Source organism: Nocardia sp. NPDC047654, from assembly GCF_043205035.1.
In the GTDB taxonomy this organism is placed as follows: domain Bacteria; phylum Actinomycetota; class Actinomycetes; order Mycobacteriales; family Mycobacteriaceae; genus Nocardia.
Map to the genome: position 1 here is coordinate 51,823 of NZ_JBIDDF010000025.1, position 20,156 is coordinate 71,978.

Annotated in this window: 22 protein-coding genes; 12 read left to right on the forward strand and 10 right to left on the reverse strand. The window is 68.4% G+C overall.

Annotated features, from left to right (window positions below):
- Positions 1–11 precede the first annotated feature (11 nt).
- Positions 12–536: an Lrp/AsnC family transcriptional regulator gene (locus ACGF7Y_RS34540; protein ID WP_040870262.1), complete on the forward strand. Its 525-nt coding sequence runs from the start codon at positions 12–14 to the stop codon at positions 534–536.
- A gap of 10 nt (positions 537–546) precedes the next feature.
- Here the strand turns inward: ACGF7Y_RS34540 and ACGF7Y_RS34545 are convergent, their stop codons facing one another.
- Positions 547–1,659, reverse strand: coding sequence for a winged helix DNA-binding domain-containing protein (locus ACGF7Y_RS34545; RefSeq protein ID WP_393241549.1), 1,113 nt, complete (start codon positions 1,657–1,659; stop codon positions 547–549).
- A gap of 22 nt (positions 1,660–1,681) precedes the next feature.
- Complete coding sequence (locus ACGF7Y_RS34550) at positions 1,682–2,656, reverse strand: NADPH:quinone oxidoreductase family protein (RefSeq protein ID WP_393241552.1); 975 nt, start codon at positions 2,654–2,656, stop codon at positions 1,682–1,684.
- A 145-nt stretch (positions 2,657–2,801) separates the two neighbouring features.
- On the opposite strand from ACGF7Y_RS34550, the gene ACGF7Y_RS34555 reads away from it, so the two are divergent.
- From ACGF7Y_RS34555 to ACGF7Y_RS34565, 3 genes are all read left to right on the forward strand, one after another.
- Entirely contained in the window at positions 2,802–3,134 is a 333-nt protein-coding gene (locus ACGF7Y_RS34555) for a type VII secretion target (RefSeq protein ID WP_357127255.1), read from the forward strand.
- Entirely contained in the window at positions 3,131–4,264 is a 1,134-nt protein-coding gene (locus ACGF7Y_RS34560; RefSeq protein WP_393241555.1) for a transglycosylase SLT domain-containing protein, read from the forward strand. The genes ACGF7Y_RS34555 and ACGF7Y_RS34560 overlap by 4 nt, the downstream gene beginning before the upstream one ends.
- Positions 4,265–4,487: 223 nt before the next feature.
- Positions 4,488–5,282: an acyl-[acyl-carrier-protein] thioesterase gene (locus tag ACGF7Y_RS34565; protein WP_393241558.1), complete on the forward strand. Its 795-nt coding sequence runs from the start codon at positions 4,488–4,490 to the stop codon at positions 5,280–5,282.
- A 259-nt stretch (positions 5,283–5,541) separates the two neighbouring features.
- On the opposite strand, the gene ACGF7Y_RS34570 is transcribed toward ACGF7Y_RS34565, so the two are convergent.
- A complete protein-coding gene (locus ACGF7Y_RS34570) occupies positions 5,542–7,212 on the reverse strand; it encodes an FAD-dependent oxidoreductase (protein WP_393241560.1) in 1,671 nt (556 codons plus the stop codon).
- A 182-nt stretch (positions 7,213–7,394) separates the two neighbouring features.
- On the opposite strand from ACGF7Y_RS34570, the gene ACGF7Y_RS34575 reads away from it, so the two are divergent.
- Positions 7,395–7,886 (forward strand): SixA phosphatase family protein, encoded by a 492-nt coding sequence (locus ACGF7Y_RS34575; RefSeq protein WP_391472015.1) that lies wholly within the window; start codon positions 7,395–7,397, stop codon positions 7,884–7,886.
- Positions 7,887–7,905: 19 nt separating this feature from the next.
- Here the strand turns inward: ACGF7Y_RS34575 and ACGF7Y_RS34580 are convergent, their stop codons facing one another.
- Positions 7,906–8,109 (reverse strand): hypothetical protein, encoded by a 204-nt coding sequence (locus ACGF7Y_RS34580; protein WP_040870275.1) that lies wholly within the window; start codon positions 8,107–8,109, stop codon positions 7,906–7,908.
- A gap of 58 nt (positions 8,110–8,167) precedes the next feature.
- Between ACGF7Y_RS34580 and ACGF7Y_RS34585 the strand changes: the two genes are divergently transcribed.
- From ACGF7Y_RS34585 to ACGF7Y_RS34605, 5 genes are all read left to right on the forward strand, one after another.
- Positions 8,168–8,539: a glyoxalase superfamily protein gene (locus ACGF7Y_RS34585; RefSeq protein ID WP_393241564.1), complete on the forward strand. Its 372-nt coding sequence runs from the start codon at positions 8,168–8,170 to the stop codon at positions 8,537–8,539.
- A 72-nt stretch (positions 8,540–8,611) separates the two neighbouring features.
- On the forward strand, positions 8,612–9,070 hold the full coding sequence (locus tag ACGF7Y_RS34590; protein ID WP_393241566.1) for a MerR family transcriptional regulator: 459 nt from the start codon (positions 8,612–8,614) through the stop codon (positions 9,068–9,070).
- A gap of 40 nt (positions 9,071–9,110) precedes the next feature.
- Positions 9,111–9,404 carry a putative quinol monooxygenase gene (locus tag ACGF7Y_RS34595; RefSeq protein ID WP_393241569.1) on the forward strand — a complete coding sequence of 98 codons (294 nt, stop codon included), beginning with the start codon at positions 9,111–9,113 and terminating at the stop codon, positions 9,402–9,404.
- Positions 9,405–9,526: 122 nt separating this feature from the next.
- The gene (locus tag ACGF7Y_RS34600; RefSeq protein WP_393241572.1) at positions 9,527–10,321 is read left to right on the forward strand and encodes a GNAT family N-acetyltransferase; all 795 of its coding nucleotides are present in this window, start codon (positions 9,527–9,529) and stop codon (positions 10,319–10,321) included.
- Positions 10,318–11,307 (forward strand): pirin family protein, encoded by a 990-nt coding sequence (locus tag ACGF7Y_RS34605; RefSeq protein ID WP_393241575.1) that lies wholly within the window; start codon positions 10,318–10,320, stop codon positions 11,305–11,307. The genes ACGF7Y_RS34600 and ACGF7Y_RS34605 overlap by 4 nt, the downstream gene beginning before the upstream one ends.
- Positions 11,308–11,518: 211 nt before the next feature.
- Here the strand turns inward: ACGF7Y_RS34605 and ACGF7Y_RS34610 are convergent, their stop codons facing one another.
- Entirely contained in the window at positions 11,519–11,995 is a 477-nt protein-coding gene (locus tag ACGF7Y_RS34610; protein WP_062975491.1) for an SRPBCC family protein, read from the reverse strand.
- Positions 11,992–12,324 (reverse strand): helix-turn-helix transcriptional regulator, encoded by a 333-nt coding sequence (locus ACGF7Y_RS34615; RefSeq protein ID WP_062975489.1) that lies wholly within the window; start codon positions 12,322–12,324, stop codon positions 11,992–11,994. Before ACGF7Y_RS34615 ends, ACGF7Y_RS34610 begins: the two co-directional genes overlap by 4 nt.
- Before the next feature lie 290 nt (positions 12,325–12,614).
- Here ACGF7Y_RS34615 and ACGF7Y_RS34620 point away from each other — a divergent pair, with 290 nt between their 5' ends.
- Positions 12,615–13,238, forward strand: a complete 624-nt coding sequence (locus tag ACGF7Y_RS34620; protein WP_393241579.1) for a hypothetical protein — start codon at positions 12,615–12,617, stop codon at positions 13,236–13,238.
- Here the strand turns inward: ACGF7Y_RS34620 and ACGF7Y_RS34625 are convergent.
- Entirely contained in the window at positions 13,235–14,089 is an 855-nt protein-coding gene (locus ACGF7Y_RS34625) for a helix-turn-helix transcriptional regulator (protein WP_393241582.1), read from the reverse strand. The two genes, ACGF7Y_RS34620 and ACGF7Y_RS34625, sit on opposite strands and share 4 nt — an antisense overlap.
- A 100-nt stretch (positions 14,090–14,189) precedes the next feature.
- Between ACGF7Y_RS34625 and ACGF7Y_RS34630 the strand changes: the two genes are divergently transcribed.
- A complete protein-coding gene (locus ACGF7Y_RS34630; protein WP_393241585.1) occupies positions 14,190–15,200 on the forward strand; it encodes an aldo/keto reductase in 1,011 nt (336 codons plus the stop codon).
- A gap of 25 nt (positions 15,201–15,225) precedes the next feature.
- On the opposite strand, the gene ACGF7Y_RS34635 is transcribed toward ACGF7Y_RS34630, so the two are convergent.
- The 3 genes from ACGF7Y_RS34635 to ACGF7Y_RS34645 all read right to left on the reverse strand — a co-directional run.
- Entirely contained in the window at positions 15,226–15,702 is a 477-nt protein-coding gene (locus tag ACGF7Y_RS34635; protein ID WP_393241588.1) for a PaaI family thioesterase, read from the reverse strand.
- A gap of 131 nt (positions 15,703–15,833) precedes the next feature.
- Positions 15,834–19,787 (reverse strand): DNA-directed RNA polymerase subunit beta', encoded by a 3,954-nt coding sequence (locus ACGF7Y_RS34640; protein ID WP_063053072.1) that lies wholly within the window; start codon positions 19,785–19,787, stop codon positions 15,834–15,836.
- Between the two features lie 141 nt (positions 19,788–19,928).
- The coding region (locus ACGF7Y_RS34645; protein WP_174185812.1) for a hypothetical protein at positions 19,929–20,156 on the reverse strand (228 nt) is incomplete at its 5' end.

The window sequence follows — 20,156 nt, forward strand, 5'->3', positions numbered from 1 at the left end:
CGGAGGCCGCCATGGCGCGCACATCGGCGAAGCTCGACGAACTCGACCTCGCCATCCTCACCGCGATGCACGAGTACCAGAAAGCGGGCATTCTCGAGCTGTCCCGCCGGACCAGGGTCGCCAGGGCCACGGTGCAGTCCCGGATCGCGCGCATGGAGGAGTCGGGCGTGATCGCCTCCTACGACCCGCAGATCGACGTCACCGCGGCGGGGTTCGACGTGCAGGCGTTCGTCACGCTGGAGATCGCCCAGGGCGCGCTGGACGCGGTGGCCGCCGAACTCGACGCCATCCCCGGCGTGCTGGAGGCCTACGCCACCACCGGCACCGGCGACGTGCTGTGCCGGATCGGCGCCGACTCGCACGCCGGGTTGCAGGCGGTGCTGCTGAGCATCGACCGGACCTCCTCGGTGGTGCGCTCGCACAGCGTCATCGTGCTGTCCACCGTGGTCGAACGCCGGGCGCTGCCGCTGTTGCGCACGCTGAGCCCGACCGGGACCACCAAGGCGCCCGCCTATCGTCCGGCCCGCGAGCCGTAACCGATCCGGCTCAGGGGCGCAGGTCGGCGCGCACGTCGAGGATTTCCACGCTTCCCCGCTTGCCCTCCTCCAAGAAGGCGAGCAGCGCCTCGGCCTCGGCCTCGACCTCAGCGCGCTCCGCCTTCGTCCAGCTCCGGGTCGGGCTGATGCGCAGCCGGGCGGACTTCGCATCCGCGAAGACCTTGTACAGGCCCGCGAGAAACCCGTCGACCAGCACCGGAGAGACCTGAGCCGCGAACGCGCGCAGCGGAGGAACGGCGCCGTCGGGCACGATCCGCGTCCGATCCTGGTGCGACAACAGAACGTTGTCGTACCAGCCGAGCAGCCGCACCGGAGCGGGGACGTCCGGATCGGCCAACGCGCCGTCGGCGACGTCGTAGAGCGTGCGGCCGCGCTCGTCGGTGTAGGTGCGCACGCGATCGCCGAGTTCGGCGACGGCGTTCTTCATCCCGGGCAGCTTCGACCACGTCTGCATGTCCATGGTGCTCGCCGGACCGAACGCACGCAAATAGCGAAAGATCAACTCCGCCAACGGATACGTGGGGTCCAGCGGCGCACCCAACCAGGGCTCGACCCGCGACCAGATCGGCCTGCTGCTGTTCTTCCACTTCCCGCGCGGCGGGGTCTGCAACACCGGCAGCTGATACAGCCAGGTCTGCACCACCGCGCCCGGGTCGCGGTCGGGGTAGCGCTCAGCGGCGTGGGCGCGCAGGTCCGCCGCCGACATCGGCTCGTCGCCGAGCACCGCTTCGCCCTGCCCGCGCACCTCCTCCGGGTCGAGTCCGACCATGGCGCCGTAGTTGAAGCCCTTGCGGAAGGGCGCCTTCTCCAGTTCCGGCTGCACATGCGGCGCTATCCGCAGCGCGTCGGGCGGCGTGACCAGGTGAATGGTGCCGCGCATCAAGGTGATCCGGACCAGCGAGCGGTCCTCCAGCGCGTCCGACACCGTCGCCGGATCGAAAGCCGCGATGCGGCTCCACAATCCGACGAACGGCGGCGGCGAATCCTGCGCCTGCAATCCGACGAGATGATCACACATTTCGTGCGCCGTCCGCGGCGAGCGCTCGAGCAGATGCTGGCGAGCCAGCAGGGTCCGGTTCAGTACCCGGTTGGACAGTTTCATGACGGGGGGCGGACCGGGCGAGTCAGCGCAGGGTGACCACGACCTTGCCGGTGGCCGTCCGGTTGTCCAGCGAGGCGACCGCCTCCGCGGCCTTGTCCAGCGGGTACAGCACCGGTCGCGGCGGCGCGATCTGGCCGGAGGCCAGCAGCGGCTCCACCTCGGCCCACTGCTCCTGCAGGTAGCCGGGATGCGACATCACCCATTCGCCCCACGCCGCGCCGGTCACCTCGACGTTCTTCAGCAGCAGCCGGTTGACCTTCACGGTCGGGATCTCCCCCGCGGTGAAGCCGACGACCAGCAACCGGCCCGCCGAGGCGAGCGAACGGATGCTGTCGGTGAAACGGTCACCGCCGACCGGGTCGAGCACGATGTCCACGCCGCGACCACCGGTCAGCTCCTTCACCGCCGCCAGCCAGCCGTCGGTCAGCACCACATCGGTGGCGCCGTTGGCGCGCGCGACCTCGGCCTTCTCCTCGGTGCTCACCACGGCGATCACCCGGCCCGCGCCGAGCGCGGCCGCCAGCCGCAGCGTCGAGGTGCCGATGCCGCCGGCGGCGCCGTGCACCAGCACCGTCTCCCCTTCCGCCAGCCTGCCCCTGGTGCGCAGGCAGAAGTGCACGGTCAGGTCGTTGAACAGGATGCCGGCGCCCGCCTCCAGCGAGACGTTGTCGGGGAGCCGGAACACCATCTGCGTTGGCGTGACGGCCGTCTCGGCCATCGCGTTGCCGAGCATGGTCAGCGCGACCACCCGGTCACCCGGCCGCACGTGCGCGTCCTCGGGAGCCTCCCGGACGATGCCCGCGACCTCGCCGCCCACGACGAACGGCAGTTCGGGCTTCATCTGGTAGAGGCCGCGCGTCATCAGCACGTCCGGGAAGGCCACGCCCGCCGCGTGCACGTCGATCACCACGCCGCCCGGGAAGACCGCTGGCTCCGGGATATCGACGATCCGAACCGCTTCCGGTCCCTCCAGCTTGCTGACCTGGGCTGCGCGCATGTGCCGACCTCTCTGTCCTCGCACCGGCCTGATCCGCGCCGGCGCCACACCGACAACATAACGGGCGCCCCCCGAGCACGCCCGTCCGGACGCCCGATTTTGCTATGCTGGCCGCGACCTCGCGGTCGGGAGGGAAGGGGGATTCATGGTCGAGCAAAACCAGCCGCAACCTGCGACGACGATGCAGGTCGACCCGGCGGCGCTGCGCTCCTTCGCGCAGACGCTGCGCACGGAGGCCACGTCGGTCACCGACCTCGGCGCCGGCGAGGGTCTCGGCGTCGCGGCGGGCGCGCTGCCCGGTACCGATTTCGGTCCGGTGGCCCAGCGCGCGAACGACGCCGCGCACCGCTGCCTGGAGCGGATCGGATCGCGCCTGACCACGATCGCCGACAACCTGCACAACGCGGCGGGCAAGTACGAGCTGGCCGAGGACGACTTCGCGGCGAAGCTGCGCGCCATAGGGCTCCAGCTGCCATGACGCTCTCCATTCCAGACGTCGAGAACTGGCAACCGGAGCAGCTTTCGGCGGCGGGCGCGCTCGCCGAACGGATGTCGCAGGGGCTGGACAACGCGGTCGGCAAGGGCGCGGACGACACGAAAGCGCTCGCCGACACGAAGCAGTGGTCCGGATCCGCCGGCGACGCGGCGAACGCCCGGATGCAGACCGAGAAGACGCGCGCCTCCGCGGTGAGCGCCGCGCTACTCGAGTTGAAGACCGCGCTCACCACCCAGGTGCAGAACCTGACCGAGGCGAAGGCCAAGGTACTGAGCCTGCGCGACGACGCACTGAACCAGACGCCACCCTTCGATGTCGCGCCCAACGGCACCGTCGATGCCAAGACGCGAATCGACTACCTCCGGGCGCACGCGGACAAGGCCGACGTCGAGGGGCTCGTCTTCCAGGAAGCGCTCCAGGCGGCCTCGCGGACGTGGGAGCTGACCAACGCCTTGAAGACCGCCGAAGACGTGGCGAACCGAGCCGAGACCCAGGTCGATGGCGCGGCAGGCAAATTGGAGGCGGCGTTCGCCGGGCTCGGTGAGCCGAGCGCGAACGTACCCGCGGCCCCCACCGCGCCCGCCGCCACCACACCGGCCGCCACGTCGGGAACCCCAGTCTCCGCGCCTTCGCCGGATCGGTCGAGCCAGCTGATGTCCGGGCACAACGACTCGGGAACCTCCCATGGCACGTCGTCGGGAACGCCGTATCACGGCGGGCCGAGTTCGTCCGCGCCGACCGGTCCGCTGCCCAGCGGTGACGTCGCGCGATGGATCGCCGAGGCGAAGCAGAAACTCATCGCGATGGGGTACGACCCGGCCGACATCGATGAACGAGCTATCGCGCTGATCATCGAGCACGAATCCGCGGGCAATCCTTACGCGGAGAACCGCTGGGACAGCAACTGGGTGGCCGGACATCCGTCGAAGGGTCTCATGCAGACCATCGACAGCACGTTCAACGCCTACAAAGCGCCCGGCCACGACGACGTCTGGAACCCGGTCGACAACATCATCGCCGGAGTGCGCTACTCCATCGATCGCTATGGGTCGCTCGGCAACGTCCCCGGTGTCGCCGCCGTCAACTCGGGCGGCGCGTACCAGGGCTACTGACCCGCTCACGGCCATGGCCTGCCCCCACCGGCTGCCGAGCGCGCGTGATCTCGTACCGGTGCCGCGCACGGAAAACCCCATTCTTGCTGGCCCACGACCCGGCTGACGGACTATTAAGGAGGTACGGACGGCTCGACGCGAGGGTGTGACGTACGCCCCGTAAAGTCGTCACAACAGCACCGCATGAAGAAACGCGGCACACCGTGCAGCGCGAGGAGCACAAGTGTCACTCGATCAGCCACTCGCCCCGCTTCCCCAGGAGGGCATGGGCTTTGCTTCGGCGTGGCCCATCCGGGCTGGTGATGTGGATCCCTACGACCGGTTGCGGTTCGATGCCATCGCCCGCTACTTGCAAGATATCGCCTGGGAAAACCTGCATAAGACGTTCTTCCATCGGACCGACCCGAACTGGATCATCCGGCGCACGGTCATCGACGTCATCCGGCCGATTCTGTGGCCGGATGAGGTGCAGTTGCTGCGGTGGTGCTCGGCGTTGTCCACCCGCTGGACCAACATGCGCGTGCGGATCACCAGCGGAAACGGCGGCCTGATCGAGACCGAGGGCTTCTGGATCAATATCAGCGAGTCCACCGGCATGCCCGCGCGGATCAGCGACGAGGGCCTCGCCTACCTCGCGCGCACCTCCGGCGAGCACCGTCTGCGGTGGCGGCCCTATCTGACCGACGCCACGCCGCCGGAGTCCGACACCGACCTGCCCTTCCCGGTGCGCGCCACCGACATCGACCAGTACAACCACGTCAACAACGCCTGTTACTGGCAAGCGGTGGAACAGTTCCTGGTCGAATATCCCAAGCTGCTCGCGGGTCCGCACCGCGCGGTGATCGAATACGTGGCCCCGGTGCTGGCCCGCCAGCACGTGAGCGTGCGCAGCCGGTACGAGGCGGGGGATCGCACCGGGCAGCCGGTGCTCCGGCTGTGGTTCGTGGTCGGCGGGACCACCACAACCGTGGTCCGCATCATGCCCTTACCCGGCTCTCCCGCCTCTCCGGTTTTTTAGGCTCCCCCGCCTCTCCGGGTTTCAGGCCATACCAGTCGGGGATGCGGGGATTCCCGCGCAGGTCCTGCGTCGGGTGCCGCTCGGGTTTCGGGCGTACCCGGTGAGTTACCCATGTTCTTGCGAAATCAGTCGGCCGGTTCCGGCGAGACCCGTTCGGCGCGGTCGTGACGTCAGGCGACGAGATTTGCCGCACGGCTCGGTCGGGGCCGGGGGACCGGGCCGGTCGGAACGTGGCGTTCCGACCGGCCCGGCTGGTTCCTCAGCCGCGGGCGGCTTTGAGCAGGTCTTCGCGGGTGGTGAATTTGACGCGCGGGCGGCCCGCGGACTTGCCCGCGGTCTTCTCCGCTTGGTCGATCGCTCGCCAGCCCGCCCGGTCGACCAAGTCGGCCTGGCGCTCGGCGAGCAGGGCCCTCAGCGCGGCGCGGTCGGCCTGCGGCGCGGCGAGCTTGCCCGCGGTGAAGTCGGCGAGCAGCAGCTCCACCGTCTCCTCGGAGTCGATCCGGTTCGAACCGATCACACCGCGTGGGCCACGCTTGATCCACCCGCTGACGTACACGCCGCTGAGCATGGTTCCGTCGTCGCCGACGACCCGGCCGTGCTCGTTCGGCACGACGCCGCGCCGCTCGTCGAACGGCAGTTCACCGATCCGCTCGCCGCGGTACCCGATCGACCGCAGGACCAGCGATGTGCCGATGCTCTCGGTGCGGTCGGTCGGCCGTGCGACGAGCTGACCGCCTTCCTCGAACAACTCGTTGTGCACGATCTCGATGGACTCGACCCGATCGGTGCCGGTGAGCGCGGCGGGCGAGGTGAGATAGCGGAACACGATCCGCTTGTTGCCTTCGGCCCGGCGACCGCCCGCGTACTCCTGGGCGAGGGTGTACTTCAGTTTCAGCGACGGCTCGACCTGCGGGTCGTCCACGATCGCCTGGCTGGCGTGATCCAGTGCCAAGTCGGTCTCCTCGACGATGACGTCGACGCCCTTCAGGTGCGCGAGGGCGAGGAACTCCGGGGATGTGTAGGCAGCTTGCAGCGGGCCGCGCCTGCCCAGCACGACCACTTCGCGGATATTGCTCTGCCGCAGGGCGTCCAGGGCGTGGTCGGCGATGTCGGTCTTGGCGAGTTCGTCCGGGTCGACGGTCAGCACGCGCGCCACGTCCAGCGCGACGTTGCCGTTGCCGACGATCACCGCCCGCTCCCCGGACAGGTCGAAGGTCCGGTCGGCGTAGTCGGGGTGGCCGTTGTACCAGGCGACGAACTCGGTGGCGGAGTGGCTGCCCGGCAGGTCCTCGCCCGGGACGCCCATCTTCCGGTCGCTGGAGGCGCCGACGGCGTAGATCACCGCGTGGTGGTGGCGCAGCAGCTCCTCGTGCGAGATGTGGGTGCCCACTTCGACATTGAGGTAGTACTGCAGCGTCTCACGGCGGAAGGCGGACTCGAACATGCCCGAGACGGTCTTGGTGCCAGGATGGTCGGGCGCGACGCCTGCCCGGACCAGGCCCCACGGGGTGGGCAGCCGGTCGAACATCTCGATTTCCACGTCGGCCCTGCGCAGCAGTTCGTCGGCGGCGTAGCAGGCCGCGGGCCCGGCGCCGACGATCGCGACCCGCAGGGTGCCCAGCTCCTTCGGCGGACGCGCGGGGGTGACGATCGGGTCGAAGTTCGATTCCAGCGGATGCCGTTGGAAGTAGGCGGCGTTGATGTCGCGGAATCGCGCCAGCGAAGCGGTCAGGTCGTCCTCGGAGAAGATGGCCTCCACCGGGCACGCGTCGACACAGGCGCCGCAGTCGATACAGGTGTCGGGGTCGATGTAGAGCATCTCGGTCGTCGCGAACTCCGGCTGGTCCGGGGTGGGACGGATGCAGTCGACCGGGCACTCGGAGACGCAGCTGGCGTCGTTGCAACAACGCTGCGTGATTACGTAGGCCATATTGTGCTGATCCTCGAAGAAGTACGTGGGCCGTGGCCACCCATGGGGTTGTGGTGGACAGATGAGCGGCGTCCGTCACGTCCGCCGCGGGGATCGCCCGCGGGAGCGCGTGATGTGATGCCGCTTTCAGTTTGCCTCGAGTGTGGTCGAGACCTCTCGCCCGGAGGCCTTACCGTATCTCCATGGCGCGGACTCTGATCCTCATGCGGCACGGTAAGTCGGCCTATCCCGAGGGCGTCGACGATCACGAGCGGCCGTTGGCGCCGCGGGGCAGGCGCGAGGCGGGACTGGCGGGTCGGTGGCTGCGAGCTACTCAACCGCCGATCGACGCCGTGCGCTGCTCCACCGCGACACGGACCAGGGAGACGCTGTCGGCCACCGGCATCACCGCGCCGGCCGTCTTCGAACCCGGGATCTACGAGGCCGCGCCGGAGACGCTGATCGAACTGGTCCGCCTCAGCGACGACGACGTGGCGACGCTGCTGGTGGTCGGGCACGCCCCCGGCATGCCGTGGACGGCTTGGGAATTGGCGAGCAATCGCGACAGCGCCCCGGCGGTCGAACTCAGCCGGAAGTTCCCGACTTCAGCACTCGCGGTGCTGCGCTTCGACCGCGAGTGGGCGGACATCGATCCGGGGACCGGCGAACTGACGCATTTCCACATCCCGCGCTGACCGCACGCGGCGCGCGCGGTCAGCGCAGTAACCTGCCGCCGACCACAACGCCCGCACCGAGCACGAGCAGCAGCGCGAACGCGGCCAGACCGCCGAACAACCACCACACCACGCCGAGCGCGATCGCGAACGGCGCGATCGCGATAGCGGTGATCACCGGGCTTTCCCTGACCGTCGCCCAGGCCGAACGAGCCCTGATCCGGTCGATGTCCTTTCCAGGCATGTTCCCAGCGTAGGCCGGAATCCGGGACTTTGTCGGCGGCTGATGGAATGCTCGCCGGATGGACTGGAAAATCGAGCTCGTCGCCATTCCGGTGACCGACGTCGACCGCGCCAAGGACTTCTACACCAAGATCGGTTTCAATCCCGATCACGATCACCGGGTCGATGAGAACCTGCGCTTCGTGCAGCTGACCCCACCCGGCTCCGGCTGCTCGATCTGCCTCGGCGAAGGCATCACCGACGCGGCGCCCGGCAGTGTCCGAGGCATGCAGATGGTGGTGGCCAGCGCCGAGGACGCCTACCAGCAGTTGATCGCCGCGGGCGTGGACGCCACTCCGGTCCAGGACCTCGGCTGGGGCTTGTTCACCTTCTTCGCCGACCCGGACGGCAACAAATGGGCGGTCCAGCAACTGCCCGACTACAGCAGCTGAACATACGGCCCCTTGCTTGGAGTGCACTCCAGGTGACTAGCGTCGTCGGTGTTCCACGGGAAGGGCGAGTGCATGAGCGAAACCGCGCCATACGCGAGCGCGCGCGACGACCGGGAGCAGCCCCGGTACTCGATCGGCGAGGTGTCCGAGCGATCGGGACTGAGCCGGGACACGCTGCGCTGGTACGAACGGATCGGCCTGATGGACTACATCGGGCGCGACCACACCGGCAAGCGGCGGTTCAGCGACCGGGATCTGGAATGGCTGGCGCTGATCGGACGGCTGCGCACGACCGGCATGTCGGTGGCGGACATGCTCCGCTATGCCGAGTTGGTCCGGGCCGGAGACGCGACGTTCCCGCAACGGCTGGCGATGTTCCGGGATACCCGCGCCGAGGTACTCGCCAAGATAGATGAACTTCGTCAGACTCTGGCCGTGCTGGACCACAAGATCGCTCTGTACGAAGGCAAGGCGCGAGCGATCGAGCCGGACGTGGTGACCGCGCACGACAGCCGAGAGATCAAGGTATGACAACGAGCCGGGAACACTTCCTCGAGCGCAGGAGACGCCCATGTCGACGTTGACGCTGAACGTTCGCTTCACCGCCAAGCCCGGTCGCGAGGCGGAACTGCGGGATCTGCTGCAAGGCATGATCGAGCCGACGCTCGCGGAGGGTGGCTGCATCCGTTACGAGCTCTACCTGCATCCCACCGACCCGAGCCGGATGGTGTTGCTGGAGGAGTGGGCCGATGCCGACGCCCTGGACGCGCACTTCCGGACGCCGCACCTGAAGGCTCTCGCCACCGCGTTCCAGGAAGTGCTGGTCGAACCGTTCCAGCTGCGGCGATTCACCGAGATCGAGTGACCGTGCGACGGTCCGGCGGCGGGAGCGGCCCCGCTACCGAATCGCAAACCGGCGGACCGGAGTCCGCTTATCCGGTGGCCCGCTCCGCCCCGTTCACCGGCGGCGACTAACATCCCACGAATATGAAGCCCGAAACGCCGCGTGACCGCGTCTGGATCGATAAGCAGACGCCGGCCGCGTTCCGTGCGCTCAACGGCGTCGCGAACGAGGTCAGGGCCGCGGGCGCGGCGGTGGGGCTGGATCGCCGGATCATCGAACTGATCAATCTGCGCGTCTCCCAGCTCAACGGTTGCGCGTACTGCCTGGACGTGCACTATCGCGCCGCCCTGGCCGCCGGGGTCACCGAACAGGAGATCGCGGTGCTGCCAGGATGGCGGCGCGGCGGCACGTACACCCCGTTCGAGCGGGCTGTGCTCGCGATCGCGGAAATCACGGCGACGCTTCCGGACGAAAACGTCATCGAGCGTGAGTACGCTTCGGCTCGCCCGCATCTGACGGATGATCAGCTGTCCGTCGTCATCTGGGTGGCCACCACGATCGGCGCGTTCAACCGGGTCTCGATTCTCAGCAGGCATCCGGTACGCGCCCGGAAGGAGAAGGGAACCATGAGCGAATCGGCATCGGAGTCCGAGGTCGTCCGCAACGACGAGCAGCATCGCTACGAGGTGTTCTACGGCGGGGAGCTGGCCGGCTTCGCCGACTACGAGGAACGCGACGACGAGACGGTGTTCACGCACACCGAGGTCGACGGCGCGTTCTCCGGGAAGGGTCTCGGGTCGGTCCTGGCCGGGAAGGCCATCGAGGACGCCGTCGGGCGCGAGCGCGTGATCCGGCCGGTGTGCCCGTTCATCAAGGCGTATCTGGACAAGCACCCTCAGTACGACGCCCACGTGATCGGCAAGGGCGTCGATCGGTGAGTGATCTGGATCCGCGCCCGGCCGAGACGCTCTGCGAACCCGCGCCGGGTCCGGGGCCGGTCGCGGAGCGGTATCCGGCCCGTGAGGTGCCGCTCGGCGGGGTGCGCGGCGTCTTCGTCGAACGCGTGCTGCCGCAACGCGACCTGCCGACCGTCGGCGCGTGGTGCTTCCTCGACCACTTCGGCGCGCCGACGGTCACCAAGACCGGTGCGCCGCCGGACATCGATCCGCATCCGCACATCGGCCTGCAAACAGTGACCTGGCCGTTCGAGGGCCGGATCCGGCATCGCGACTCGGTGGGCTCGGACGTGCAGATCGAACCCGGTCAGCTGAATCTGATGACCTCCGGACGCGGCATCGCCCATTCCGAGTACGCCGTCGCGGGCGCGCCCGCCGGACACGGCTTGCAGCTGTGGATCGCGCTGCCGGGCGACCACACCGGCATCGCTGCGCATTTCGAGCAACATCGGGAACTGCCCGTCGTCGAGGCGCCCGGCCTCCGCGCGATCGTGCTGATCGGGTCCCTGGCCGGGAAGACCTCACCCGCGATCGCCTATACACCCATCGTCGGCGCCGATGTTCGGTTGGAGCCCGGGGCCGAGGTCAGCCTCCCGCTCGACCCTCGTTTCGAGCACGCGATGCTGGTGATCGAGGGCGAGGTGACCGTCGCGGGCGACGAACTGGCTCCCGGACCACTGCTGTACCTGGGCACCGAGCGCGACGAACTCCGGCTCGCCACCACAGGCGGCGCGCACTTCGCCCTCATCGGCGGCGAACCGTTCGGCGAGGAACTGGTGATGTGGTGGAACTTCGTCGGCCGCAGCCACGAGGACATCCTCGCCGCCCGGGCGGATTGGGAGGACCACGACCTCACCCGATTCGCCGACATCGCGGGCCACACCCCGCAACAACGCATTCCCGCCCCGCCCCTGCCCGGACTGCACCTGAAGCCGCGCAAGCGCCGGATCGGCCCGGCCCGGGACTGATCGCGGCACACCGCCGATTCCACCCCCCTGCCATCGCACCGGGCGACCCGAGCTGCGTCCGTCGGTCGCGGCATGTCCCGACACACGAAGTCTTCGGGGGGCTTCGAATGGTCGAGTCGGCGCAGCGGTGACGGCTGCGCGTGCGGCCGCCCGCCACCACACGCTTCGGCTCCGCCCACGCGACCCGTGACCGGAGCCGAAGCGTCCTGACTCAGCCGCGCGCGAGCAGTGCGTCCAGCGCGCGGTAGCTCTCGTTGAGCCCGGTCTCCATGCCCGACTGGAGCATGCCGTCGCGCTCCTGCGGCGTGTGGAACTGGCTGTCGGTGACCACCTTGGTGCGGCCGTCGCCGAGGTCGACGAAGCTGACGCTGTCGATCGCCACATGGGCGGGCATGCCGTCCCACTCGAAGGAGTACACGATGCGCTCCTGCGGGGTGACCTCGCGGAAACGGCCCTCGAAGCCATGGGCTCCCTCGTCGGAGTGCTCGACGAAGCGCCAATGCCCGCCCGGACGGAATTCCCAGCGCTCGATGTCCAGCCGATTGCCGCGCCCCCACCACTGGGCGAGCAATTCGATCCGGCTGTAGGCGTCCCACACGCGCTGGCGCGGGGCATCGAAGATCCGCTCGATGTGGATCGCGCGGTCGGTGTCGGTCGTGATGACCGCGTCGTTCGTGGTTGTGCTCATCGGTCCTGCTCCGTTCGCTCGAGGAATTCGCCGAGACGGTCCAGCCGCGCTTCCACCATCCGCCGGTAGCCCTGCATCCAGGCCACTTCGCGGTCGAAGACGTTCTCGCCGAGGCGGCAGTACCGCACCCGGCCGCGCTTCTCCGTGACCACCATGCCCGCCGCCTCCAGCAGCTGGATGTGCTTCTTGACGCCGGTGAGCGTCATCTCGAAGCGTTCCGCCAGCTCGCTGACGGTCGCGGGCCCACTGCCGAGACGTTCCAGGATCCCACGCCGGGTGGGATCCGCGAGCGCCCCGAAGGAGGCATCCAAGAAGTCATACTGAACCATCTAGTTCAGTGTTGCGGAGATGAGAGCGGGCGTCAAGAGGGAATTCACACCGCTCCGAAACCCGGCCGGACCAGCGCCGCGACCGCCGATCCGGGATGTGCCGTCGGCGGATCCGGCCGCAGCCGAAGCCTCCCAACCGGCCCCGTCCCCACCGTGCCGCGATGTGCGACAGAGGCTTTCGCGACCGAACTCGGCGAAGAACTGTCGCTCAGCCCCTTCTGATCGAGGCCGCCGAGCGGTATCTTTTCCCGACGAACCGGACACGGGGGCGGCACACGGAAAAGAGCACGATGAGGACCTCTCGATTCACCGCGACGACGCTGGTCGCGCTGGCGGCCACCGCACTCACCACGAGCGCCGCGCACGCACAGCCCGCGCCCACCGATCCCCCGCTCGACCTGCGCGGATCGTTCCACCAGGTCGCCTACGAGGTCGCCGCCACCAGCGACCGGCGCGCGGCCGTGGCCACCATCCAGGACGGGACGTTCGAATCGACCCACGACGGCCGGGTCGTGACGGTCTCCGATCGCGACGGCAATGTGGTGGCCGCGCTGCCGATGACGCTGCGCATCGGCGATCAGCGCGTGGTGCTGGACCCCGTGCTCGAGGACGCGGGCCACCGGCTCACCGTCGCACCGGTCGCGATGACCGACGCCCCACTGCGCGACATCGGCGCCCAGGAGCGGTTCTACGCCGAGGCCGAGAAGGCCATGCCGACCATCCTCGCGGGCGCGGGCATCGGCGCCGCCATCGGCTTCATCGTCGGATTCCCGCTCGGCCTGTTCGTGATCGACTTCATCACGGTGCCCGCCGCCGCGGTGGCGGGCGCCGCGATCGGTGCGATGGCCGGATTCGTCATCGGCGGTGGGCAGCCCGCCGTCGACGCGGCGCTCGAGTACGTCACCGCGCCCTAGTCGAGCCCGGCGGCGGGCGTCAGCCGCTGCGTGCCGATCACGCGCAGCAGGTCCAGTTTCTCGGCCGCGTCCGTGCCCGGACGCGGCAGGTAGACCAGCAGGCGCTGGGCGGCGTTGGGCGTGAGCAACGTCTCGCAGACGACGTCGATCAGGCCCACCTGCGGATGCCGGATGCGCTTGATATCCGAAAGCCGCACGGCCACCTGATGTTCGTCCCAGAGCCGGTCGAACTCGGCGCTCGCGGAACGCAGCTCGGCCACCAGCTCGAGCACGTCCGCGTCGCCCGCACGGCGCGCGGCCGTAGCACGCAGGTCGGCGACGTGATTGCGGCTGAGCCGATCCCAGTCCTCCGCGGGGAAGAGCGCGCGCGACGAAGGGTCGGTGAACCAGCGGTGGACGTAATACCGCTCCCACCCACGACGGTCACCGTGATCGCCGACGAGCAAGGTGTGCATCCGGTTCTGCACGAGCACCTCGCCGAGATCGGTGACGACAGTGGCCGCGGTGTCGTCCAGCTTGGCGAGCAGGTGCATCAGCCCGGGGCCCACGTGCTTGTCGGTCGTTTCGCGTCCCGGCGGCGCGTGGTCGCACAGATGGTAGAGGTGGTCGCGTTCGTCGTTGTCGAGACGCAGGGCGCGGGCGAGCGAGGCGAGGACCTGGGTGGACGGACGCGGACCGCGCGCCTGCTCCAGCCTGGTGTAGTAGTCCGTCGACATGCCCGCCAGCAGCGCGACCTCGTCGCGGCGCAGTCCCGGCGTGCGCCGCCGGACACCGGGCGGCAAACCGACGTCGGGGGGAATGAGCTGCTCTCGGCGGCGGCGCAGGAAATCGGCGAGTTCGGCGCGGTCCATGCCCTCACTGTCCTCGGAAACGGGGCCCTCAGCCAGGGATCGCCACTCCCCCGATAAACGGTCTCTCCCGCGGCGGCGGCGCACGGTTCAGGCTGGTCCCATGACGACAACGAAAATCCACGAAGTGCGGCTCGGGGCCAGTGGCCCGACGGTCGGCCGGATCGGCCTCGGGGCGATGGGCATGTCCGGCGCGTACGGCGCGGCCGACGATGCCGAATCGACCGCGACCATCCACGCGGCGCTGGATTCCGGCGCAAACCTGATCGACACCGGCGATTTCTACGGCGCGGGACACAACGAGACGCTGATCGGCAACGCCATCGCCGAACGTCCACGCGAGGACGTGGTGCTGAGCGTGAAATTCGGCGCGCTGCGCGGTCCCGACGGCGCCTTCGCGGGCGTGGACAACCGGCCTGCCGCGCTGCGCAATTTCCTGACCTACAGCCTCCAGCGGCTCGGCGTCGACTACATCGACATCTATCGCCCCGCACGACTCGATCCGGCCGTGCCGATCGAGGACACCGTCGGCGCCATCGGCGAGCTGATCGAAGCAGGGTACGTGCGCCATGTCGGCCTGTCCGAGGTCGGCTCGGACACCATTCGGCGCGCGGCGGCCGTACACCCCATCGTGGATCTGCAGATCGAGTACTCGCTGCTCTCCCGTGGCATCGAGGAGCAGATCCTGCCCGTCTGCCGCGAACTCGGCATCGGCGTCACGGCCTACGGCGTGCTCTCCCGGGGCCTGCTGAGCGACGCGATCGCGCCAGGAGTCACCTTCGCTCCGAACGATTTCCGCGCCCACAGCCCGCGCTTCCAAGGCGAGAACCTGGACCGGAATCTCGAACTGGTGCGCGCGCTGAACGAGATCGCGGCGCGCAAGGACGCCTCGGTGGCGCAACTGGCGATCGCCTGGGCGCTGACCCGCGGCGAGGACATCGTGCCGCTCATCGGCACCCGCCGTCGCGAACGCTGGGCGGAGGCGGTAAGCGCGCTGGACCTCTCGCTCACCGACGAGGAGTTGTCCACTATCGAAGCGGCCGTGCCCGCCGACCGGGTCGCGGGCGAACGCTATGCCACGCCGCAGATGGCGATGCTCGACAGCGAGCGCTGAGTCCGTTCGGAGCGGGCATCTTCGATCAGGAGCGGCGCGGCCGGAGCACCGCGGTGAAGACCGCTGCGGCCACGGTCTTCCCATCGGCATCGGTGATGTCCACCGGCACGTCGAGTTCGAGCGGCACTTTCGCCTCGATGTCCGCCCGCATCTTCGCCAGCGTCTGCGCGGAGAACGCGGAAGTGGCGCGGAACGGCCCCGCGTCCCCCTTCGCGCGGGCTTTGTATTCGATGCGTCCGTCCTTGGCGACGATGAACGTCTCCCCCATCAGGTCGACGATCCCCGACACCGACGCCCCCATGGCGGCGGTCTCCGCCATCCCGAACAACACGGCGGCGTGCAGATCTCCGTTGTGGTTCAAATGCTGCGCCCGCGGCACGATCGACACCACGTTCCGCCCCGCCGCGAACTCCTCCCACTCGACCTCCGCGTACTGGATGAACCCGAGCTTCCGGAATCCGGCCACCACCAGATCACCCAACGCCGCGCCGTCCACCGCCACCTCCGAACAGAACTGAAACCTGTTCTACTTTCCTACTGCCTGCCGGCCCGGTTGTCCACCACGGACCCATCACCGAACGAATTCGGCCCCCGCTCCACAAGGAAGCGGGGGCCGAATCTCGTTGCGACGGATTACCGGTAGTCGCTGAAGCCGTAGTCGTCGAGCGGGACTGCGGCGCCGGTGGTCTGACCGAAGCTGTCCGGGCTGTAGTAGGTGTCGTCGTAGGACGGCACCGCGTACGCGGCGGCACGGGCTTCCTCGGTCGGCTGCACCTGGATGTTGCGGTAGCGGTTGATACCGGTACCGGCCGGGATCAGCTTACCGATGATCACGTTCTCCTTGAGGCCGATGAGCTTGTCGGAGCGGCAGTTGATCGCCGCGTCCGTCAGGACTCGGGTGGTCTCCTGGAAGGACGCCGCCGACAGCCACGAGTCGGTGGCCAGCGACGCCTTGGTGATACCCATCAGCACCGGACGACCCGCCGCGGGCTCGTTGCCCTCGGCGACGACGCGACGGTTGGCGGCCTCGAACTCGGCGCGCTCGGTGAGCGAGCCGGGCAGGAACTCCGTGGCGCCCGAGTCGATGATCGTCACGCGACGCAGCATCTGGCGCACGATCACCTCGATGTGCTTGTCGTGGATCGACACACCCTGCGACCGGTAGACCTCCTGGACCTCGTGGACCAGGTGGACCTGAACCTGACGGGGGCCCATGATGCGCAGCACCTCGTGCGGATCCGCCGCGCCTTCCAGCAGCTGCTGGCCGACCTCGACGTGGTCACCGTCCGAGAGCAGACGCTCGGTGCCGTCGTCGTGCTTGAACACCCGCAGACGCTGCCGCTTCGAGAGCTTGTCGTAGACAACCTCTTCGCCACCGTCATCCGGGATGATGGTGATCTTGTAGAAGCGGTCGTCGTCTTCCAGCCGCACGCGACCGGAGACCTCGGCGATGGGCGCCTTGCCCTTCGGCACGCGCGCCTCGAACAGCTCCTGCACTCGGGGCAGACCGCCGGTGATGTCGTCACCCGCGACACCACCCTGGTGGAAGGTACGCATGGTCAGCTGGGTACCGGGCTCACCGATGGACTGCGCGGCGACGATACCGACGGCCTCACCGATGTCGACCAGCTTGCCGGTCGCCATCGAGCGGCCGTAGCAGGTCGCGCACACACCGGTACCGGTGGTGCAGGTCAGCACGGAGCGGACCTTCACCTCGGTGATACCGGCCTCCAGCAGCGCCTCCAGCGCCGGATCGCCGAGGTCGGCGCCCTTCGCCACGATGACGTTGCCCTGCGCGTCGACCGCGTCGGCCGCGAGCGTGCGCGCGTAGGTGGAGGTCTCCACGTGCGCGTCGCGGATGATCGAGCCGTCGAGCTGCTTCTCCGCGATCGGCACCACGATGCCGCGCTCGGTGCCGCAGTCGTGCTCGCGCACGATGACGTCCTGCGAGACGTCCACCAGACGACGGGTCAGGTAACCCGAGTCGGCGGTGCGCAGCGCGGTGTCGGCCAGACCCTTACGAGCGCCGTGGGTGTTGATGAAGTACTCCAGCACCGTCAGGCCCTCACGGAAGGAGGACTTGATCGGCCGCGGGATGAACTCACCCTTCGGGTTCGTCACCAGGCCCTTCATACCGGCGAGGGTACGGGTCTGGGTGAAGTTACCCGTGGCGCCCGAGTCGACGATCGTGATGATCGGGTTGTCGGCCGGGTAGTGCGCGCGCAGCGCCTTACCGACCTCCTCGGTCGCCTCCTGCCAGATCTTGACCAGTGCGTTGTTGCGCTCCTGGTGATCGAGCGCACCACGCTGGTACTTCTTCTCGATCTGATCCGACTGCGCCTCGTAGCGCTCCATGATCTCGGCCTTCTCCGGCGGCACGAGCACGTCGGACATGGAGACCGTCACGCCGGAACGCGTGGCCCAGTAGAAGCCCGCGTCCTTGAGCTTGTCGACGGTCTGCGCGACCACGATCATCGGGTAGCGCTCGGCGAGATCGTTGATGATCGTCGCCTGACGCTTCTTCGGCATCTGCTCGTTGATGAACGCGTAGTCCACGGGCAGCAGCTCGTTGAACAGCACCCGGCCCAGCGTGGTCTCGGTGGTCCACGCGTCGCCACGACGCCAGCCCTCCGGGAACAGCTCCGCCTCGACGTCCTTCGGGGGACGCTGGTCGGTCAGCCGGACCTTGATCAGCGAACGCACGGTGAGTTCACCGCGGTCCACCGCCATCTGCGCCTCGGCGGGCGAGGAGTACACGCCCCGCTCCGGACCGTCGGCGGTGGCCGGCTCGTAGGAACCCTTCGCGCCCTCTTCCAGACGGGTCAGGTAGTACAGGCCGGTCACCATGTCCAGACGCGGCATGGCCAGCGGCCGACCGGAGGCGGGCGAGAGGATGTTGTTCGACGACAGCATCAGCACGCGTGCCTCGGCCTGCGCCTCCGCCGACAGCGGCAGGTGCACGGCCATCTGGTCACCGTCGAAGTCGGCGTTGAACGCCTCACAGACCAGCGGGTGCAGCTGGATGGCCTTGCCTTCCACCAGCTGCGGCTCGAAGGCCTGGATACCGAGGCGGTGCAGCGTGGGCGCGCGGTTGAGCAGCACCGGGTGTTCGGCGATGACCTCTTCGAGGACATCCCACACCTGCGGCCGCTGCCGCTCCACCATCCGCTTGGCCGACTTGATGTTCTGCGCGTGGTTCAGGTCGACCAGGCGCTTCATCACGAACGGCTTGAACAGCTCCAGCGCCATCAGCTTGGGCAGACCGCACTGGTGCAGCTTCAGCTGCGGGCCGACGACGATGACCGAACGGCCCGAGTAGTCGACGCGCTTACCGAGCAGGTTCTGCCTGAACCGGCCCTGCTTGCCCTTGAGCAGGTCGGACAGCGACTTGAGCGGACGGTTGCCCGGTCCGGTGACCGGACGGCCGCGGCGGCCGTTGTCGAACAGGGCGTCCACGGACTCCTGCAGCATCCGCTTCTCGTTGTTGACGATGATCTCGGGCGCGCCGAGGTCGATCAGTCGCTTGAGGCGGTTGTTGCGGTTGATCACGCGACGGTACAGGTCGTTCAGGTCGGAGGTGGCGAAGCGGCCACCGTCGAGCTGAACCATCGGGCGCAGCTCCGGCGGGATCACCGGAACGGCGTCGAGCACCATGCCCATGGGCGAGTTGCCGTTGGCCTGGAAGGCCGCGACGACCTTGAGCCGCTTGAGCGCGCGCAGCTTCTTCTGGCCCTTGCCGGAGCGGATGGTCTCACGCAGCGACTCAGCCTCGGCCTCGATGTCGAAGCTCTCCATCAGCTTCTGGATCGACTCCGCGCCCATGGCGCCGGTGAAGTACTCGCCGTAGCGGTCGACCAGCTCGCGGTAGAGCACCTCGTCGACGATGAGCTGCTTGGGCGCCAGCTTGGTGAAGGTGTTCCAGATCTCCTCCAGCCGGTCCAGCTCACGCTGGGCGCGGTCGCGGAGCTGGCGCATCTCCCGCTCGCCGCCGTCCTTCACCTTGCGGCGGACGTCGGACTTGGCGCCTTCGGCCTCGAGCTCGGCCAGGTCGGCCTCGAGCTTCTGGGCGCGGGCCTCGAGGTCGGCGTCACGCTGATCGGCGACCGCCTTCTTCTCGACCTCCATCTCGGCCTCGAGCGTGGACAGCTCGTTGTGCCGCAGTTCCTCGTCGACCGCCACGATGACGTAGGCGGCGAAGTAGATGATCTTTTCCAGATCCTTCGGCGCCAGGTCGAGCAGGTAGCCCAGGCGCGAGGGCACGCCCTTGAAGTACCAGATGTGGGTGACCGGAGCGGCCAGTTCGATGTGGCCCATGCGCTCGCGGCGCACCTTGGCGCGAGTCACCTCGACGCCACAGCGCTCACAGATGATGCCCTTGAAGCGGACGCGCTTGTACTTGCCGCAGTAGCACTCCCAGTCCCGGGTGGGACCGAAGATCTTCTCGCAGAACAGGCCGTCCTTCTCCGGCTTGAGCGTGCGGTAGTTGATGGTCTCCGGCTTCTTCACCTCGCCGTAGGACCACTGACGGATGTCCTCGGCGGTGGCCAGGCCGATCCGGAGTTCATCGAAGAAGTTGACGTCTAGCACGTAACTTCCTTTCCCCTGTGCGGGTCGAATTCGAGCAAAAGTTCACTAGTGAGTGTCTGCCGAGACTTCACTCGGCCGACACGTCCGGTAATCCGCGCGGTGCGGGCCGGATGCCGCCGGTGACGGCATCCGGCCGACCGCCTAGTTCGCCAGATCGTCGACGGTGGCCGCTTCGTTCCTCGACAGGTTGATGCCGAGATTGGCCGCCGCGCGCTCCAAGTCCTCGTCGTCGCCGTCACGCATCTCGATCGCGGCGCCGTCGGACGACAGCACCTCGACGTTGAGGCACAGCGACTGGAGTTCCTTGAGCAAGACCTTGAACGATTCCGGAATGCCCGGCTCCGGGATGTTCTCGCCCTTGACGATCGC

Bases quoted from the DNA above. Each gene is read 5' to 3' on its own strand.
- ACGF7Y_RS34560 (WP_393241555.1), top strand. From the start codon at position 3,131: ATGACGCTCTCCATTCCAGACGTCGAGAACTGGCAACCGGAGCAGCTT.
- ACGF7Y_RS34550 (WP_393241552.1), bottom strand. From the start codon at position 2,656: ATGCGCGCAGCCCAGGTCAGCAAGCTGGAGGGACCGGAAGCGGTTCGG.
- ACGF7Y_RS34595 (WP_393241569.1), top strand. From the start codon at position 9,111: ATGTCGACGTTGACGCTGAACGTTCGCTTCACCGCCAAGCCCGGTCGC.
- ACGF7Y_RS34540 (WP_040870262.1), top strand. From the start codon at position 12: ATGGCGCGCACATCGGCGAAGCTCGACGAACTCGACCTCGCCATCCTC.
- ACGF7Y_RS34555 (WP_357127255.1), top strand. From the start codon at position 2,802: ATGGTCGAGCAAAACCAGCCGCAACCTGCGACGACGATGCAGGTCGAC.
- ACGF7Y_RS34580 (WP_040870275.1), bottom strand. From the start codon at position 8,109: ATGCCTGGAAAGGACATCGACCGGATCAGGGCTCGTTCGGCCTGGGCG.
- ACGF7Y_RS34615 (WP_062975489.1), bottom strand. From the start codon at position 12,324: ATGGTTCAGTATGACTTCTTGGATGCCTCCTTCGGGGCGCTCGCGGAT.
- ACGF7Y_RS34610 (WP_062975491.1), bottom strand. From the start codon at position 11,995: ATGAGCACAACCACGAACGACGCGGTCATCACGACCGACACCGACCGC.
- ACGF7Y_RS34570 (WP_393241560.1), bottom strand. From the start codon at position 7,212: ATGGCCTACGTAATCACGCAGCGTTGTTGCAACGACGCCAGCTGCGTC.
- ACGF7Y_RS34590 (WP_393241566.1), top strand. From the start codon at position 8,612: ATGAGCGAAACCGCGCCATACGCGAGCGCGCGCGACGACCGGGAGCAG.
- ACGF7Y_RS34545 (WP_393241549.1), bottom strand. From the start codon at position 1,659: ATGAAACTGTCCAACCGGGTACTGAACCGGACCCTGCTGGCTCGCCAG.
- ACGF7Y_RS34585 (WP_393241564.1), top strand. From the start codon at position 8,168: ATGGACTGGAAAATCGAGCTCGTCGCCATTCCGGTGACCGACGTCGAC.
- ACGF7Y_RS34620 (WP_393241579.1), top strand. From the start codon at position 12,615: ATGAGGACCTCTCGATTCACCGCGACGACGCTGGTCGCGCTGGCGGCC.
- ACGF7Y_RS34575 (WP_391472015.1), top strand. From the start codon at position 7,395: ATGGCGCGGACTCTGATCCTCATGCGGCACGGTAAGTCGGCCTATCCC.
- ACGF7Y_RS34630 (WP_393241585.1), top strand. From the start codon at position 14,190: ATGACGACAACGAAAATCCACGAAGTGCGGCTCGGGGCCAGTGGCCCG.
- ACGF7Y_RS34625 (WP_393241582.1), bottom strand. From the start codon at position 14,089: ATGGACCGCGCCGAACTCGCCGATTTCCTGCGCCGCCGCCGAGAGCAG.
- ACGF7Y_RS34600 (WP_393241572.1), top strand. From the start codon at position 9,527: ATGAAGCCCGAAACGCCGCGTGACCGCGTCTGGATCGATAAGCAGACG.